The organism is Mesorhizobium sp. B2-7-2, from assembly GCF_006440775.1.
Lineage (GTDB): Bacteria > Pseudomonadota > Alphaproteobacteria > Rhizobiales > Rhizobiaceae > Mesorhizobium.
In genome coordinates, this window is sequence record NZ_VFTZ01000003.1 from 212,068 (window position 1) to 224,621 (window position 12,554).

General features: G+C 60.6%; 17 protein-coding genes. 10 read left to right on the top strand and 7 right to left on the bottom strand.

The annotated features are described in order from the left end of the window. Positions 1 to 9: 9 nt before the first annotated feature. The 6 genes from FJ425_RS05930 (at position 10) to FJ425_RS05955 (ending at position 2,863) form a co-directional block, all read left to right on the top strand. The gene (locus FJ425_RS05930; protein WP_246673276.1) at positions 10 to 528 is read left to right on the top strand and encodes a sigma-70 family RNA polymerase sigma factor; all 519 of its coding nucleotides are present in this window, start codon (positions 10 to 12) and stop codon (positions 526 to 528) included. Next, entirely contained in the window at positions 515 to 1,300 is a 786-nt protein-coding gene (locus tag FJ425_RS05935; protein ID WP_140630119.1) for a hypothetical protein, read from the top strand. The genes FJ425_RS05930 and FJ425_RS05935 overlap by 14 nt, the downstream gene beginning before the upstream one ends. Before the next feature lie 105 nt (positions 1,301 to 1,405). Continuing rightward, positions 1,406 to 1,675 (top strand): hypothetical protein, encoded by a 270-nt coding sequence (locus FJ425_RS05940; protein ID WP_140630122.1) that lies wholly within the window; start codon positions 1,406 to 1,408, stop codon positions 1,673 to 1,675. 146 nt (positions 1,676 to 1,821) lie between these two features. After that, positions 1,822 to 2,109 carry a hypothetical protein gene (locus FJ425_RS05945; protein WP_140541385.1) on the top strand — a complete coding sequence of 96 codons (288 nt, stop codon included), beginning with the start codon at positions 1,822 to 1,824 and terminating at the stop codon, positions 2,107 to 2,109. Then, entirely contained in the window at positions 2,106 to 2,381 is a 276-nt protein-coding gene (locus tag FJ425_RS05950; RefSeq protein WP_140541384.1) for a ribbon-helix-helix protein, CopG family, read from the top strand. Before FJ425_RS05945 ends, FJ425_RS05950 begins: the two co-directional genes overlap by 4 nt. 38 nt (positions 2,382 to 2,419) lie before the next feature. Then, positions 2,420 to 2,863 (top strand): hypothetical protein, encoded by a 444-nt coding sequence (locus FJ425_RS05955; RefSeq protein WP_140630127.1) that lies wholly within the window; start codon positions 2,420 to 2,422, stop codon positions 2,861 to 2,863. 296 nt (positions 2,864 to 3,159) lie between these two features. On the opposite strand, the gene FJ425_RS05960 is transcribed toward FJ425_RS05955, so the two are convergent. The 6 genes from FJ425_RS05960 to FJ425_RS05985 all read right to left on the bottom strand — a co-directional run bounded on the left by FJ425_RS05960 (position 3,160) and on the right by FJ425_RS05985 (position 6,871). Then, complete coding sequence (locus tag FJ425_RS05960; RefSeq protein WP_140722323.1) at positions 3,160 to 4,350, bottom strand: FAD-binding domain; 1,191 nt, start codon at positions 4,348 to 4,350, stop codon at positions 3,160 to 3,162. 14 nt (positions 4,351 to 4,364) lie between these two features. Beyond that, positions 4,365 to 4,928 (bottom strand): SH3 domain-containing protein, encoded by a 564-nt coding sequence (locus tag FJ425_RS05965; RefSeq protein ID WP_140630133.1) that lies wholly within the window; start codon positions 4,926 to 4,928, stop codon positions 4,365 to 4,367. A gap of 14 nt (positions 4,929 to 4,942) precedes the next feature. Continuing rightward, complete coding sequence (locus tag FJ425_RS05970; RefSeq protein WP_140541381.1) at positions 4,943 to 5,188, bottom strand: DUF982 domain-containing protein; 246 nt, start codon at positions 5,186 to 5,188, stop codon at positions 4,943 to 4,945. A 63-nt stretch (positions 5,189 to 5,251) separates the two neighbouring features. Further along, complete coding sequence (locus FJ425_RS05975) at positions 5,252 to 5,581, bottom strand: hypothetical protein (RefSeq protein ID WP_246677890.1); 330 nt, start codon at positions 5,579 to 5,581, stop codon at positions 5,252 to 5,254. A 513-nt stretch (positions 5,582 to 6,094) separates the two neighbouring features. After that, positions 6,095 to 6,364, bottom strand: coding sequence for a hypothetical protein (locus FJ425_RS05980; protein ID WP_140722326.1), 270 nt, complete (start codon positions 6,362 to 6,364; stop codon positions 6,095 to 6,097). Positions 6,365 to 6,619: 255 nt separating this feature from the next. Beyond that, on the bottom strand, positions 6,620 to 6,871 hold the full coding sequence (locus FJ425_RS05985; protein ID WP_140722329.1) for a hypothetical protein: 252 nt from the start codon (positions 6,869 to 6,871) through the stop codon (positions 6,620 to 6,622). A gap of 713 nt (positions 6,872 to 7,584) precedes the next feature. Here FJ425_RS05985 and FJ425_RS05990 point away from each other — a divergent pair. Then, positions 7,585 to 7,824: a hypothetical protein gene (locus FJ425_RS05990; protein ID WP_140722332.1), complete on the top strand. Its 240-nt coding sequence runs from the start codon at positions 7,585 to 7,587 to the stop codon at positions 7,822 to 7,824. 475 nt (positions 7,825 to 8,299) lie between these two features. Here the strand turns inward: FJ425_RS05990 and FJ425_RS05995 are convergent, their stop codons facing one another. After that, entirely contained in the window at positions 8,300 to 9,133 is an 834-nt protein-coding gene (locus FJ425_RS05995) for a 3-keto-5-aminohexanoate cleavage protein (RefSeq protein ID WP_140722516.1), read from the bottom strand. An 88-nt stretch (positions 9,134 to 9,221) separates the two neighbouring features. Between FJ425_RS05995 and FJ425_RS06000 the strand changes: the two genes are divergently transcribed. The 3 genes from FJ425_RS06000 to FJ425_RS06010 are packed head-to-tail and all read left to right on the top strand — an operon-like array spanning position 9,222 to position 12,466. Beyond that, on the top strand, positions 9,222 to 10,106 hold the full coding sequence (locus FJ425_RS06000; RefSeq protein WP_140722519.1) for a MurR/RpiR family transcriptional regulator: 885 nt from the start codon (positions 9,222 to 9,224) through the stop codon (positions 10,104 to 10,106). Next, positions 10,103 to 11,449, top strand: a complete 1,347-nt coding sequence (locus FJ425_RS06005) for an aspartate aminotransferase family protein (protein ID WP_140630139.1) — start codon at positions 10,103 to 10,105, stop codon at positions 11,447 to 11,449. The genes FJ425_RS06000 and FJ425_RS06005 overlap by 4 nt, the downstream gene beginning before the upstream one ends. A gap of 48 nt (positions 11,450 to 11,497) precedes the next feature. Beyond that, positions 11,498 to 12,466: a TAXI family TRAP transporter solute-binding subunit gene (locus FJ425_RS06010; protein WP_140722335.1), complete on the top strand. Its 969-nt coding sequence runs from the start codon at positions 11,498 to 11,500 to the stop codon at positions 12,464 to 12,466. Positions 12,467 to 12,554 lie beyond the last annotated feature (88 nt).

The following is a 12,554-nucleotide window of genomic DNA, read 5'->3' on the forward strand; positions in this document are numbered from 1 at the left end:
AAGACCAAGTTGGACGTCATACCGCACCTCGAGGATCTTTGGCGTTACGGTCGCGTCCTCACCGGCAACGATTCTGACGCGGATGATTTGGTTCAGGAGGCGCTTGCCCGCGCACTGACGATGGCCGCCAGCTACGACACGTCACGTCCCTTGCTGCCCTGGCTCATTACTATCGTTCGCAACACCTTCCTCACGCATGCCAGCCGCGCCCTTGCCACCCGGGAGCGGATGGCATCATTTGCAGATGTAGCGGAGTCAGCCTTGCCGCCGTCGCAGGAGCATTCGGCTGACCTCGCGAATGTACAAAGGGCGCTAAAGCGAATGCCGGCCGACCAAGCCGAAATACTGCATCTGGTCGCGGTGCTGGGTTTCACATATTCAGAGACCGCCGACCTTCTGGGCGTGCCGGCGGGAACGGTGATGTCGCGCCTCAGCCGCGCCCGTGCGGCGCTGAAGCGCAACCTGGAAAACACCGATGGCGGGACTTCTCGTCTCAAGATAGTGGGAGGGCGCGATGCGGCATACTGATGGCATTTCCCAAGAGGATATCAATCGTCTGCTGGATGGTGAGCTCTCTGCGTCGCAGAGATCCGATCTGCAAGCCCGCCTTGCACGTGAGCCGGCGCTGGCGGCGGAGGTCTTTGCTCATGCACAACGCATGGAGGCGTTGCGCGCCTCACAGCCCCAGCGGCTGTTTCCGCCGGGTGCGAGTGTGGCGAAGGCAAAGAAGCTGGAGGGTGCGTTTCGCCGAGGGAAGATGCTCGCGCTGCTCCGACTCCAACTCGCCGCCGTCGTGCTGGTTGCTATCGGCTGGGGCGCGAACTCGTTGACTATGCCGCTCCGCCAAGGAGGCAAGACGGCTGATGAAACCTTCATCTTGGCCGCGCGGGACGCGTTGCGGGTCGCGCAGCTCAATGCAGGCCCCGAGAGAGGTGTCGAGCCGAAGCAGGACAAGATCGAACGGCTGGTCGGCGCCATCAACGTCAGCATGCCGACCCTACCGTCAGTGTGGGTGGTCAGGGATGTCCAGGTGCAGCCGTGGAACGGGAAACAAAGCGTGGTCGTCACAGCCGATACGCCAAGCGTTGGTCGCATCACCCTCGTCGCTGCCCCGATGAATGGCGAGGATGCAGTGCCGCCCACCCCGGCCACTGACGGCCGGGTACCGACAGTTTACTGGCAATCGGGCGGAACGGCGTATGCGTTGATGGGGTCCGCCGCGCCGGACCGGCTCGAAGTAGAAGCAAAGCAAATTGAAGTCGCCACCCGGAGGAACGTTGCTCCCAAGACAAGAGGTTGACCGTCGCCCCGCCTTGAACCGCATTCCCGTCCACCAATCCCCTGCCGCCGCTGCCTTCGGTTTCTCTGCGGCGCTCTCGATACGGCCTGAAAGAAGGCTCGCGTGATGAACGTCTTGTCGTTTGAAAGAAGATACTGTCCCTCTAAATGTCCGATCTGCGCCGGAATGGCTTTGGAGGCCGATATCGCGCTCCGCAAGGTGGAATTCCAGTGCGCTTCTTGCGGTGCCTTTGAAATCACTTCAGCGGCGCGCGTCGCAATGAAGGGGCTTTCTCAGGAGAGCCGCGGGATGTGGCTATCGCAGGCTCGGCAACAGCATTCGACGATCCCGGTCGTTGCCTGTGCAAACGAGACGCTGCCGCGGGGCGCATCGTGAGATCCGCGTCACGGCAGTCAGGAAGTGCGGCCGCGCGGGCACTTCCTCACGGCCCGGCATCAGGTTGGGGTGGTGCCGGGCCGCTAGGTCGCAATGCTTGCGTTCGTTCTTCACCATCGAAAGGCATTTGGTTTTGAGTGCGGCAAATGCAATCCCGTCAGCTTGAAGACTATGAAGAAGTTGGGCTCATCGGGTATCCCTGCGATGGAGACTACGTCGCGGTAGTCGGCGCCAACCGCCGTCAAGATTGGCTGCTCGGCGGCGAGTTGTGCGGCTTGAACGGTGCTGTTATTGCCGATCAGGCGGCGGCGCTGCCGCGCTACTATCCGCAAGGCTGCCGCCTCGTCCTGGCCACAATCAGGAACGACTGGGTTGTCGCCATCCGCAATTACGATGACTCTCAAGCCAGTCGGCGCCCCGAGCTGCAGTCATGACGGCGGGATCAGACGGCCGAGACCCGCTCGCCCTCGATGATGCGCCTGCCGATATTCGCGCCGCGATGATGCTGCGGGAATCTGCCTCGATGCCATTCGACCCTGGCATCGAACTGGCGCTTGCCGAGGCTGCCGCTGCAATGGGGGTCCCGCGATCGGATATCATCCGACTTGCCCTTCGCGAATGGCTGGCCACCAATGCGGATTTGGTCGATCAACGACGTCGAACGATGTCGGCGAAACCGGGTAACGCTAAGTCGATTGATAGCTGACGTCGATGCCTCAAAGATCCTTTAACGGCCGACCCACGTTGGGTCTGTACGAGCCGATCAATGTTCTCAAGCCGGTCGCTTCGGACCTGTGGATCGTTGATGGACCGTCGATAGAGTATGATCTGGGGCTGATGAAATTTCCTTTCAGTACCCGTATGACGATCCTGCGGCTCCGCAACGGCGATCTGGTTCTCCACTCGCCTACAGCTCTCACACCGGCGCTGCGCACCGCAGTCGATCTGCTCGGACCGGTCCGATTTCTGGTTGCTCCGAACTCGTTGCACTATTGGTGGATCCCGGACTGGAAGGTTGCCATTCCAGACGCCGAGGTTCTGGCCGTGCGCGGATTGCAGAAGCGGGCCAAGCGTCCAATTGTCGTGGACCGGCTTCTGGTAGGCCGACACTCGCCGTGGCCTAGCGAAGTCGACCTTTTGGTGGGTCCACATTGCCCGCGAGCGCCGCAGCATGGGGTATTTTCGTGAGATGCCTGCCATGCCTGTCCTGGTGGGAAACCTGCCCTAACACAGGCACGGCGCTGATCAAATCCGCCGAGCCGATCTAGCGGACTAAACAATGAAATGAGGATCAGATGGCCGTCTCAGCAGCTGGGTTCATGGAGGCAGTCGTCCGCATGAGTTACCCATGCTGGGCACCGACCAGAGCAGCGGCAACCTGCCTTCCGAGAAGTGGAGGCTCGCAGCCCGATCTACCGCCAGGCAGCGGCTTTGGGAGTCGCTTTCCAAAGAGAGACGTTCGGTGCTGGCGGAGCTAGGACCGGCTAACGCCAGTGATAGTCGGGGAGTTGCACCGCGTCAGTAATTTCTTTTCCGATCACCAGACGCGCCAGGCCGGGTAGGGCAAATGCATTTGTCACCAAATTGCGGAACACAAGTCCCAACTGCGTCCTGGGCGCCAAGGCGCTGGCGAATCGCGCTGCGCCCTGCTGCTTGGCTCGTATATAGTTCCGCAGAAGCGCCTCGTAGCTACTGAAAGCCTCTTCATGTCGGCCGTCGGCCTTTAAGAGCTCCCCTGCCAGGATGTATGCGGAAATCATGGCCAGGGCTGAACCCTGTCCAGCTAACAGGGAAACGCAAAACGCGGCATCGCCGGTCAACACTACGCGACCTTTGGACCATCTGCTCATCCTGATCTGGCTGACGCTGTCGAAGTAGAGTTCATCGGTATGGCTCAGTTCCTCCAGGATGCGGGGGCATTCCCATCCGCCATCGGCATACTTCTTGCGCAGCATTTCCTTTTGCAGGTCCAGCGCCGTTGGCAGAGGACTCTCCTCAACGGTGAAGACGAACAGGAAAAGGGTGCGGTTGCCGTGCAGCGTGAAACGGCCGAGCATCCGCCCCGGCAGGCCATACATCAAATACACGTCTTCATCGCGTGGCCGGTAACCCTCGACCTCGAACGCAGCGACTGCATAGCCGAGTTTCTTCTCAAACTGTTGCCGGGCTCCGAACGCGAGCCGCCGAACGTCTGAATGCAAGCCATCGGCGCCGATTACCAAAGCGTAGTCGCGTTCGCCTCCACGTTTCAGTTGCACCCGGACACTGTCCGATTTTTCCTCAAGCCCGACGATCTCATTGCCGAACATGATGTCCGTCGTGTCTTTGATCTTTTCGAAAAGCAATCGCGAGAGATCGCTACGCGCGAGGGTCACATAGCGGCCGTTTGTCAGCTCGCCGAAGACGTCTGTGCCAAAGCCTGCGACACGCTTTCCGTTCTCACCCACGATGCGCATTTCGCGCACGTGATATCCTACGCGATTGACATCTGCCTCAACGCCCATCCACGAGGCTATGTCATAGCCGAGACCCCAAAAGTCAATGACATAGCCGCCGGTGCGCAATTTGGGCGCCTGTTCGATCAGGGTCGGCCGGAATCCGGCGGCTGCAAGCCAAAAGGCTAGTGCCGGTCCAGCAATTCCTCCACCAGAAATCAACACCGTTCGGTCGGCCATATAGAGCCACCAATCTAGAGCACTTCACCGGGGTAGACGCCCCACAGCCCTACTTGTTTCATAAAACCCATTGAGGGACCGGCCGCGAGCGCGCACCACTGTCCGTCGCACCAGCTCAGCTTGACTTCAACGCGAGGCTCGAGCCAAGCAACTATGGCGCTGTCCGCCGCCGGCTTGGCGTACAAAGCGAGGCGATCCTTTGACCAAGGAGCGACGATGCCAGTTCTGCGCCCTGACAGGAGCGAATGATGGATCCAGCCGGAGCTTCCGTCCCAATCTCTCACCCGGCGCCAATTGCCGTACTCCTGATAGATCTCCAAGGGGATGCCACGTCGCTTGAAAACCCATTCGATACTGTAGCCTATACCCGGTCCGATGCGCAGATTGGCAGATGAAGCCTTCAGCGAGACGAAACGAGGCAGAGAAGGCGAGCCAGTCTCTGCGCGAACCCCCGTGATATTGGCGGATGCTGCGACCAACAGAATTGCAAGGGCGAGACGGACGAAACCGAGGCATCCGTGATGTCTAATTTGTCGACTGGCCGGCGAGAAGCCGAACGGCGCACCGCGTTTTCTCATGACGACGAGCTATATTACTCGACGAGCATGTGCGCCTCTCGAGCCGCGTCGACCAAGGCGTCCCTGGCCACGTCAGCCGCAATACCACCGTTCATCGCTTGCCGGCAGGCCCTGAGCGCCGCCAGATGCTTCTGGCTTCCCGCGCTGCGCCAGTGCTTGGAAAGCAGGTCGACAGCCTGTTTGGCATTGGAAAGATTGTTGATCTCGCCAAATACGCCGGTGGCCACTGGCACGGGCCTTGAAAACCACGCTTCATACATGGCTGCGCCTCCGTCGCGAGTATCGCCCGGCGACAATCGCCTCGCCGGGCGAAATCAAAGCAATCAGCTCTTGGTGTTCTCCTGAGCCACGCCGTTCGTCGGGATCGTGTCCATCGCTGACAGTTTATCGGCACACAGATCCGCCGCACCCGGCACATCGCTTTTTATCCCGGCCAGTTTCACCCACCCGCCATCGCTGATGAAGCTGTCTCGCTGATAAGAGGAGGTTCCCTTCAGCTTGGCGAGATTGTCGCCGGCGTTGGACGCCGTGATAAATTTCTCGACACAAAGATTGGCAGCCAGTTCAGCCTTTGCCTTCATGGCGGATGTCTTGGCCATCTCCGCCGCCGTTCCAGCCGTCGTCCAGCCTCCGGCGGTGAAGCCGATGATCATCGTCAGCACAACAGCACACACGACTGTCCAGAACCACAGGGTCTTGGACGGTTTGGTAAGCGTCGAAGCGTTGCGAAAGTGTTTGATCCATTATTTCCTCCCTTTGAGACACCTGTGTTTCAGGTTGATTTCCACTGCCTTGGTGGACGCTGGTCATGTGGCGAACGGTCGATCGAACGACACGGTGAGGTTTTCTCGGCCGGGGCGACCCAGATCAAGAGGCGGGGCAGGGGGACGCTGGGACCGAGCGGCAGAACTTTCGGTCTTGAGCGCCTCGGAGCAGATCCTCGTGCGCTCGTCTCCCGCATTTCAGCGCCAGAAACGCTATGCCTGAGCACCCGAAAATTATGCAAAGTGACGAGCACGGACAAACTTCACCTGGTTGTTGCATATACCGAGATCGAGCGGAAACTATTCCATGCCAGTCGCGATTATGTGAGACTCGGTGAGCTCGTTTGCTTCCGTGGGGCCCAAGGCTTCGTGCCGAACGGTCTGCGCACGTGTGGGGCAAGGTCAGGAGACCACACGAGCGGCAACCCACGTCAGCCAAATTACTGGCCGGAAGGTGCTGTACGCGGCCGAAATATCTGATGGCGGCCGGCTGAGTTCATTAAGCGCCGCGTGATTAAACCACGCATCCTCGAGCTTCATGGCGCGCCGCAAGCGTTCGGCTGAACCCGGCGCACTGGCTGGCATCAGCGTGAAGCCAATGACGACGTCGCATGCGACGGGGAAGATGGGCTTACGCGTTCCCAGGCTTCCCGCGGCCGGCAGAAGTCGCATCAGCCCGCAATCATGGAAGAGGGCATTCCCGGCGCCATGTGCTCGAGATGGGTACCGTTCAGGAAGCAGATCGCCGGGGAGTCAGCCCGAGATGGAGCGGCCCTCGAATGACTACTGTACGATCGTGCGCTGTTGCGGTTTTCGGCCCATGTGCTTTGTCAAAAGCTTGCTGGGCCTCCAACTGATCCTTGGTGAAGTTGGTATAGAGATATCTGTTGCCACTCCGATCTTTCATGAATGAAAGCTTATCCATGCCTAATGCGGTGCGGCGCACGGCTTGAGGCTCGCGGGATAGGCAAAGAACGGCACGGCGTGCTGCCAGTTGCGCCGCCAGCTCTGTGCGATGACCGAATGGCGCTGCCCCATTCGCCGGCTACGAAATCGTCCGGCCTTGATGCCAACCTCGGCCTCTACGGTCACGCCGGCGCTCTCCTTGCGCAAGGTTTTCAAAAAAATGTCTTCCGGCCGGGAATAGTTCGCCTCCCTGTCTGGTAAGTCGAGCAGCAAGGATGAACTTTCGGCCTGTCCGTCAAACCCAGCGGGCCTCTCGGACACGCCATGGCTAAGGGGGCAGGGACCGGGTCGCGTTGCGTTCGGAACGAGCCGCGCCCGTCAGGCCCAGCGGCTGTTGTCTCATGCAGCCGCCCGGCCGGTAGAGGCTTTGTGAAAGATGACGGCGTGAGAATGCAGTAATGGTCAGAAAAGGAGCGGGCCTTACTGTCAGCAACTGGGGTTTCATGACAAAGCTTAGTGCTGAAAAGCGCGGTGTCCACGAACGAATGTCTTGCCGTTTGATAGAGGCCGCAAATATTATCCATCAACTTGCCCGATTTGTGAGGGGGCCGCCCTGGAAGCCGATCTGGTGCACCGGCAGGCAGAGTTCCAATGCGCCTTTTGCGGCGCGTACGAAATCACCCCCGCGGCGCGCTCGGCCATGAGAGGTCTTTCACAGGAGCACAGAGCCTTATGGCTGTCTCAAGCCGACAACAAGCCGGAGCCTCGCCACAACTTGCGCTCGTAGTTTGCGCCAACGAGTCGTCGGTTCCTCAGTCGAGCAGCTCTCAGTGATCCGTCAGGCATGTGTTCGAGGAAGTGCGACTGCGCGGGCACTTCCCTGCGGCCCAGCACCCGTTGGGGTGGTGCCGGGCCGCCCATCGCATGCGCGGGACCTTGCCATTCGTAGATACGAAACGATGTCCTTTGGAGGGATGTAAACTCAGATGCGCGAATTGGAAGAATATGAGCAGATTGGGTTAATTGGTTACCCGCGCGACGGGGATTACATAGCTGTGGTGGGGGACAGGACTGGTCAGAATTGGTTACTCGGAGGTGCGTTGTGCGAAATTGATGGCGCAACCATTGAGGATCAGGCGGCTGCATTACCGAAATATTATCCGAACGGCCGGCTCGTGGTGGCCACCATCCGAGGCAGCTGTCTCGTTGCTGTTCGAGACTATTGACTGGGGCGGCCCGAAGGAGCCTTCATTCATCGACCGCGCCAACGGCAAGTCCACGACAGCCGGCGGTCAATTCGAGACTCGCGCCTTGCAGACCATGGTGCGGCAAAAGGCAAAAGTCAGACTGGGCCCGCATCACTCGATGCGAGGACAGATAGCGTTCGAATCTCTAGTCTGCCTGCTTTCAGGCGCGTGATTGTTTCTGGATCAAATCCGGGGAGCCGCGCAACTTCCCGCCAACTCGAGAGTGGCCTGGCCTCAAAAAATTGCACTTGCCTGCGCGAGGTCGAGCCCTCCGGCCGCCATGAGCTCGCCAATGGTCGCTGAGTTTATGTCGACCGCCTCCCCGGCGTGATGAGCTTCGCGCGTCTTCGAATCTGGCATTGTTCCCTGGGGCACGCCGTGGAATTTGCCAGGGACCCAACGAGCAGCGGGCAAAATTGGTCTGACAGTTCTCTCAAACCTATTCGCTACGATCTCAACGCTGCCAGCTATTTCGTAATGAGGCCCCGGTATGGATTGGCCGTCCAAAGCCCCGGAGCCGCTGCGCGACAGTATCGACCAGAACCGCATTTGATGCCGCAATCGAACCGTCCGGAAGCAGAAGATTGTTTTCGAACCCGACCCGGACGTCTCCACCAAACAATGCTCCCGCGCATACGCAAGCAGCCTCGTCACGACCGAAGGCGCAGACCATGAACGACCGGAAGCGTGGAACGTGAGGCGAAAGGAATGGCAGCAGATCAGTGGGGGCAGATTGCTGCGACGCTGTATAGCGGCCCAAGACAAACAGCACAGGAATGTCGTCCCAGGGAATTAGCCCCCGTCGATGCAAATCGAACAGGTACAACGCCTCGTCAGGATCATAGAGGATGATCTGCGGCAGCACGTGCTCGTGCCTTAGCCAGGCGAGGAACGTGGCGAAAGCCGCCTCGGCATGTCGATCCGGGACAAGTTCACGCAGCGCCAGCGAGACCGCCTCGGGTCTGGTCTGGCGCACCACCTTCATCTGCCTTTCGGGCTCATAAAGACCAAGCGCCTCGCTTGTTATTTGCACCACCAGGGCATCGCCAACGCAGCGTCGGACGGTAGCGGTAGCGGCGCGATACGCGTCAGGGTCGAGAACGTGCCGCCCGTGCCGGTCGCGGACGTGGAGGTGGATCATGGCCGCGCCAGCCTCGAGACACTCCGCGGCTGCCCGAGCCAGCTCGGTCTGCGTCATCGGCAGAGCCGGATGATCGGCTCTCGTGCGCCTGCCGCCATTCGGTGCGACGGCGATCGCAACCGCGCGGTTTGATGGTTGAGACTGCATTCGGATGACCGATGTTGACAATTGGATCACCAAAATACCGTGTGAAACATTTGTTGCAAACCGAATTCAAGCGCGGCAGACTGCTTTGATGGATCAGGGGCCCTTGGCGGAACGCCTCATAGCCGAATTCGATGGCATGTCGGCGCAGCTGCGGACAGCGGCTCGCTACATGCTTGATCATCCGAGCGACGTGGCCCTGTTATCCATGCGTGAGCAGGCGCGGCAGGCGGGCGTGCAACCGGCCACCATGACGCGCCTCGCCAAACACCTGGGTCTCGAAGGCTACGACGTGGTGCGCGATTCCTACGCGGCGGCGGTGCGGGGCGGCCACCTCGGCTTTGCCGGGAAAGCAGGAATCCAGGTGAAGAGCCAAAAGCTCAAGGGTGATCGCGCCCAGGCGACCGAGATGATGGACTCGCTTGCCGTCCAGATCGCCCGGCTGGGCCGGCCGGAAGTCCTGGAGCGGATCGTGGCGGCGGCGAAACGCCTCGCGGAGGCACGACGCATTTATTGCCTTGGCCTGCGATCCAGCCATCCCATCGCTTGGCACGTGCACTATGTTTTGTCGCTCATCGGCGAGAGCTCGGTTCTGCTTGACGGTATTGCCGGAACCGGCGCCGACGCCATCGGTCGCGCCACCGATGCCGACGTGCTACTGGTGGCAAGCGTGCTTCCATATACCCGACAGACCGTGGAGATCGCCGAATATGCCGCTGGGCGCGGCGTCCCGGTTGTCGCGATCACGGACAGCAAGGTTGCGCCACTCGCTCAGATTGCGCAGGACGTGATCGTCGTTCCTACGCACAGCCCGTCTTTTTTCCACACTATGGCGCCCGCTTTTGCCGTTGCTGAAATCCTGGCCGCGCTGGTGGCTGGCCACGGCGGCGAGTCGGCGCTGGCCGTGCTTCGGTGTACAGACGAGCACCACGCAGCGCTCAACATACATCTGAAACCGCGGCTTGGCATGAAATGACCCATCTTCTGCATCGCACGACCAAAGGCTTGCTTCCGATCGCCGTCGGCGGCAAAGGCGTCCAGATATTCGACAGCAACGGTCGCGCCTATATCGATGCATCCGGCGGCGCGGCCGTGTCGTGTCTCGGTCATGGCCATCCAGATGTCATCGCGGCGCTGCACGACCAACTCGATCGCATTGCTTATGCTCATACCAGCTTCTTCACCACCGAGGTTGCCGAGCGGCTCGCCGATCGTCTCGCTGAAGATGCTCCCGCTGGACTGAGCCATGTCTATCTCGTGAGCGGCGGGTCCGAGGCCGTCGAGGCGGCACTGAAGATGGCGCGGCAATATTTTGTCGAGAAAGGCGAGCCGCGGCGCCGCCACGTCATCGCCCGCCGTCAGAGCTATCACGGCAACACACTCGGCGCACTCGCCACAGGCGGCAATGAATGGCGGCGGCGGCAGTTTCAGCCGTTGCTCATCGAAACCCATCATATCGATCCATGTTTCGCTTATCGCTATCAATTGCCCGGAGAAAGCGATGCTGACTACGCTGTGAGGGCGGCGCAGGCCCTGGAGGACAAGATACTCGAACTTGGTGCCGGCGAGGTCATCGCCTTCGTCGCCGAAACGGTGGTCGGCGCGACTGCCGGAGCCGTGCCGCCGGTGGCCGATTACCTGAAGCGCATTCGGGCCATCTGCGACCGTTACGGCGTGCTGCTCATCCTGGACGAGGTGATGTGCGGCATGGGCCGCACCGGCACGCTTCACGCTTGCGAACAGGAAGGCGTCGTTCCCGATCTGATGACTATCGCCAAGGGACTCGGCGGAGGCTATCAGCCGATCGGCGCCGTGCTGCTCGGCCGGCATATCTTCGACGCTTTCGCCAACGGCTCCGGCTTTTTTCAGCACGGCCACACCTATATGGGGCATCCGATGGCCGCGGCCGCCGGTCTCGCGGTCCAGGAGGTGATCCGTCGCGACCATCTGCTTGACAATGTCAAAGCGATGGGCGCGCGTCTTGAGCGGCGCCTGAGCGAACGTTTCGGCAATCATCACCATGTCGGCGACATTCGTGGCCGCGGCCTGTTCCAGGCGATCGAACTCGTGGCCGACCGTGGTTCAAAAGAGCCTTTCGATCCGGCGCTGAAACTCAACGCGCGGGTCAAGAGCGAAGCCATGAACAACGGCCTGATGGTCTACCCCATGGGCGGCACGATCGACGGCGTCCGCGGCGACCATGTGCTGCTCGCGCCGCCGTTCATTGCCACCAGCCAGGACATCGATGCCATCGTCGAGCGGCTCGGCGACGCGGTCGATGCAGCTTTGCGCGCGCCCGGCTTGGCGGGACGCGCATGACCGGAGCCCGGCGCAAGGTCGGGACCAACCACCAGAGAGGTAATCGAAATGCATAATCTGCTGAAATCCCTGGTTGCCGTGACCGCGGCGGGGTGCCTGCTTGCCGCCACACCTTCGTTTGCCGAGCAGAAGTTCATCACTATAGGCACCGGCGGGGTGACCGGTGTCTATTATGCCGTGGGCGGTGCCATTTGCCGGCTCATGAACAAAGACAGGCAAAAGACCGGCATACGCTGCTCGACCGAATCGACGGGCGGGTCGGTTTTCAACGTCAACTCAATCAATACCGGCGACCTCGATTTCGGCCTTACCCAATCCGACGTGCAGTTTCAGGCCTATAACGGCGTCGGCCCTTTCGACGGCAAGGCAATAAAGGACCTGCGCGCGGTCTTCTCGGTCCATCCCGAACCGTTCACCGTTCTGGCACGGCCGGATGCCGGCGTGAAAGTCTTCGAGGATTTCAAGGGCAAGCGCTTCAATGTCGGCAATCCCGGTTCCGGAACGCGGTCCTCGATGGAAGAGCTGTTGAAGCAGATGGGTTGGACATTGAAGGACTTTTCGCTCGCCGCCGAACTCAAGGCCGATGAACAGGGCAGCGCGCTTTGCGACAACAAGATCGATGGCTTCTTCTACGGCGTGGGACATCCCTCCGCGGCAATCCAGGATCCGACGACGGCCTGCGGCGCCAAGCTCATTCCGCTGACTGGTCCGGCCGTTGATGCGCTGGTGAAGGCGCATCCCTACTATTCGGTCGCGACCATCCCCGGGGGCATGTATGCCAACAACCCCGATCCGACGACGACGTTCGGCGTGCGCGCCACCGTGGTGACGAGCGCCAAGACCCCCGACGATGTGGTCTACGAGATGGTCAAGGCGGTTTTCGAGAACTTCGACGACTTCAAGAAGCTGCATCCGGCCTTCGCTAATCTCGATCCGAAGGAGATGGTCAAGGCCGGCCTTTCGGCGCCGCTGCATCCGGGCGCCGAGCGCTACTACAAGGAGAAAGGCTGGCTCTGAACCTGTGACATTGGCCCGGGCCGCCTTGGCGGGCGGCTCTGGCCGCAAACCAAACGACCAAGATAAAAAATACGGTCGAGGGGAGAGC